3 protein-coding genes are annotated in these 2,539 nt (G+C 74.5%); all 3 read right to left on the reverse strand.

Going from position 1 to position 2,539, the window contains the following annotated elements:
- Positions 1-1,496, reverse strand: a 1,496-nt coding sequence (locus tag ACSNOD_RS30410) for an NADH-quinone oxidoreductase subunit 5 family protein (RefSeq protein WP_436770303.1), incomplete at its 3' end; no start/stop codon positions are given.
- Positions 1,493-1,900: an NADH-quinone oxidoreductase subunit NuoK gene (nuoK, locus tag ACSNOD_RS30415; RefSeq protein WP_436770304.1), complete on the reverse strand. Its 408-nt coding sequence runs from the start codon at positions 1,898-1,900 to the stop codon at positions 1,493-1,495. The genes ACSNOD_RS30410 and nuoK, both read right to left, overlap by 4 nt.
- A complete protein-coding gene (locus ACSNOD_RS30420) occupies positions 1,900-2,448 on the reverse strand; it encodes an NADH-quinone oxidoreductase subunit J family protein (RefSeq protein ID WP_436770305.1) in 549 nt (182 codons plus the stop codon). The genes nuoK and ACSNOD_RS30420 overlap by 1 nt, the downstream gene beginning before the upstream one ends.
- Positions 2,449-2,539: the final 91 nt, after the last annotated feature.

Below are 2,539 nucleotides of genomic sequence, written 5' to 3' on the forward strand. Positions count from 1 at the left end.
GGGTGGCCCTGGGGGGCGGGTACGGGGACGCCGGCCGCTCCGGGCTCGGGCGCGGCTGCGGTGGCTGCCGTTTCGGGCGCGGGCTGCGCGGCGGCCGCTTCGGGTGCGGGTCGCGCGGCGGCCTGGGCGCGGCGGGCGCGCCGGGCCTGCAGGGGTGAGCCGGCCAGCAGCCACAGCCGGGTGGCGTAGCCGGCGGTGAGCAGCGCGGTGAGCAGGCCGGCGACGAGCACGGTCCAGCCGGCCGCGCCGGGGACGCCGGCGGTGTGCCCGGTGGCCGCGTGCTCCGCCGCGCCGAGCACGGCCTCCTTGGAGAAGAAGCCGGTGAAGGGAGGGATCGCGGCGAGGGCGAGCAGCGCCACGGTCATGGTCCACAGCGCGTCCGGGGCCCGCTGCCACAGGTCGGTCATGCGGGACATGGCGGCGAGGGAGTTCGTCCCCGCGACATGGATGAGCACGCCCGCCGTGAGGAAGAGCAGCGCCTTGAAGGCGCCGTGGGACAGGAGGTGGAAGACGGCGGCGCCGCGTTCGCCGACGGCCAGGGCGCCGGTCATGTAGCCGAGCTGGCCGATGGTCGAGTACGCGAGCACCCGCTTGATGTCGTCCTGGGCGAGCGCGGCGAGCCCGGAGCCGACCATGGTGATCGCGGCCATGGCGGCGAGCACGACGAGGGCGGCGGCCGAGGAGGTGAAGACGGGCAGCAGCCGGGCGACGAAGTAGACGCCGGCGGCGACCATGGTGGCGGCGTGGATCAGCGCCGATACGGGGGTGGGGCCGGCCATCGCGTCGGGCAGCCAGGTGTGCAGCGGGAACTGCGCGGACTTGCCGGCCACGCCGGCGAGGAGCAGCAGCGCCACCAGCGTGGGGTGGTCCAGGCCGTCGCCGGAGACGGCGGCGGTGAGGATGCCGTTGATCCGGAAGGTGCCGGCGTCGGCGGCGAGCGCGAAGAGGCCGATCAGGAAGGGGACGTCGCCGAGCTTGGTGACCAGGAATGCCTTCAGGGAGGCGGACCGGGCGGCCTCGGTCTCCCAGTAGTGGCCCACCAGGAAGTAGGAGCAGATGCCCATGATCTCCCAGCCGACCAGCAGCACCATCAGGTCGCCGGAGTAGACGACCAGCAGCATCGCGGAGGTGAAGAGGGAGACGAGCGCGGCGTACGAGGGGTAGCGCGGGTCGTCGCGCAGGTAACCGGTCGAGTAGAGCTGGACGCAGGTGGCGACGGTGCCGACGAGGACGGCGGCGAGGGCGGCGAAGCCGTCCAGGTGCAGGGCGAGGTCGATGGGGACCGAGCCGGTGGGGGTGAGCCGGGTGGCGGCCTCGACGGTCTCCCCGCCGCCCTGGCGCACGGCGACGGCCACCGCGAGCGCGGCGGCGGTGAGCGTGGGCAGCACGGCGAGGGGGCGGACGAAGCCGGGGGCGCGGCGGCCGAGCAGCAGGCCCGCCACGGCCCCGAGGAAGGGCAGCAGCGGTACGAGGACGGCGAGGGTCGTGGTCGTCACGCGGCGGCCTCAGTCTTCCGTGCCGTGGTGTTCTGTGCGGTGGCGGCCCCTTCGGCGGCGGCCCGTCCGGCGGCGGGGTCGGTGCCGTCGTCCGGCGCCGTCTCGGACAGGTCGCGGAGCCGGTCGACGTCGGCGGTGCCGCGGTTGCGGTACACGAGGAGCACGATCGCCAGCCCGATGCCGATCTCGGCGGCGGCGATGGCGATGGTGAAGAGGGTCAGCGCCTGGCCGGCGTGGAGGGTGTCGCGCAGCCAGACGTCGAAGGCCACGAGGTTGAGGTTGACGGCGTTGAGCATCAGCTCGACCGACATCAGGACGAGGATCGCGTTGCGCCGGGCGAGCACGCCGTACAGACCGGTGCAGAACAGCAGGACGGCGAGCACGGCGGGGTAGGCGAGGTGCATCAGCGCCGCTCCTTGCCGTTCTTGCGGGACAGGACGATGGCGCCGACGAGGGCGGCGAGCAGGAGGACGGAGAGCGCCTCGAAGGGCAGCACCCAGTGCTGGAAGAGCATCTCGCCGGTCACCCTGGTGGAGCCCTGGGCGGGCCCGTCGAGGTCGATCCAGGTGGTGCGGAAGGCGTCCACGACGACCCAGACCAGGGCCGCCGCGGCGGCGACCGCGACGGTGAGCGCAGCCCAGCGGTTGCCGGAGTCCGCGTCCGGGGAGCGGCCGATGGGGGCCTTGGTGAGCATCAGGCCGAAGAGGAGGAGGACCACGACGGAGCCGACGTAGATCAGCACCTGGACCCAGGCGATGAACTCGGCGGTCAGCAGGAGGTACTCCACGGCGAGCCCGCCGAGGGCCACGACCAGCCAGAGCGCGGCGTGCACGAGCTGCTTGGTGGTGACGGTGACCAGGGCGGCGCCGAGGGTGGCGATGCCGACGAGGACGAAGGCGATCTCCACGCCGGTCGGGGAGAGGAAGCCGGGGTGGGCGGCGGCGAGGGCGATCACGCGGCGCCCTCCCCCGCGGAGCGGGTGGCTCCGGGGCCGGAGGCGGGGCCGGGGCGGGTCGCGGGGCCCGCCTCGGCCGCGGCGGCCT

Source organism: Streptomyces sp. URMC 123 (assembly GCF_051386515.1).
Lineage (GTDB): Bacteria > Actinomycetota > Actinomycetes > Streptomycetales > Streptomycetaceae > Streptomyces.

Coding starts and splice junctions, on each gene's coding strand:
- nuoK (WP_436770304.1), bottom strand. CDS start 1,900: ATGCACCTCGCCTACCCCGCCGTGCTCGCCGTCCTGCTGTTCTGCACC.